Source organism: Leptospira ainlahdjerensis, from assembly GCF_016919175.1.
Taxonomy (GTDB): Bacteria; Spirochaetota; Leptospiria; order Leptospirales; family Leptospiraceae; genus Leptospira; species Leptospira ainlahdjerensis.
Genome location: NZ_JAFFPU010000084.1, coordinates 1 through 584 on the forward strand (window position 1 = coordinate 1; position 584 = coordinate 584).

Sequence of the window (584 nt, forward strand, 5' to 3'; positions counted from 1 at the left end):
ATTGATATTGCGATGTGTTCCGCGTTACCCGCGAGCATCCGAAAGTTTTCAACCGTGTTTGTAAACCTTCCGGGTGGGAAAAGGATGTTCAGGAAAATTCCGTTCTTTTGAACTACGTCGATAAGGATTTTTGAAAAGGCTCCGATCGCGGCGGAAGAGATATAATCGACATTTAAAAAGGAGAAAGTAAGTCTTACATTTGGATACGGATTAGTAAGCCTTGCGCGGACTTCACTGACGAGGTTGAATAGAAAACCGTAAAACATTTCCGAGTCTCGGACTCGAAGTGAATCTATGAATTGAATTGTCGTGATATGCTCTTGGATAAAGCGAGCGTCCGGGTGGGTATCTGCCTGAATTTGAACGACAGATATTCTGTCCTTCGAGTTCAAACTCTTCGCAATCAGTCTTGAGATCAGTCCAAAAATCTGACCGAGCGGTTTCCGATATACGAGTAAAACCGTAAAGAGGAGAATAAAAGAAATGAGTAAGAGAGATAAGTGATCGATTTTATAGAGTGCGCTTAGTTCTTCCATGTTGCCAATAGGCTAACAGAAAAATCCAATCCGCACAACGTCGCAAGG

At 42.6% G+C, this 584-nt stretch carries 1 protein-coding gene; it reads right to left on the minus strand.

Annotated elements, in window-relative coordinates:
• The coding region (locus JWG45_RS22675) for a hypothetical protein (RefSeq protein ID WP_205281727.1) at positions 1-536 on the minus strand (536 nt) is incomplete at its 3' end.
• Between the last annotated feature and the right edge of the window lie 48 nt (positions 537-584).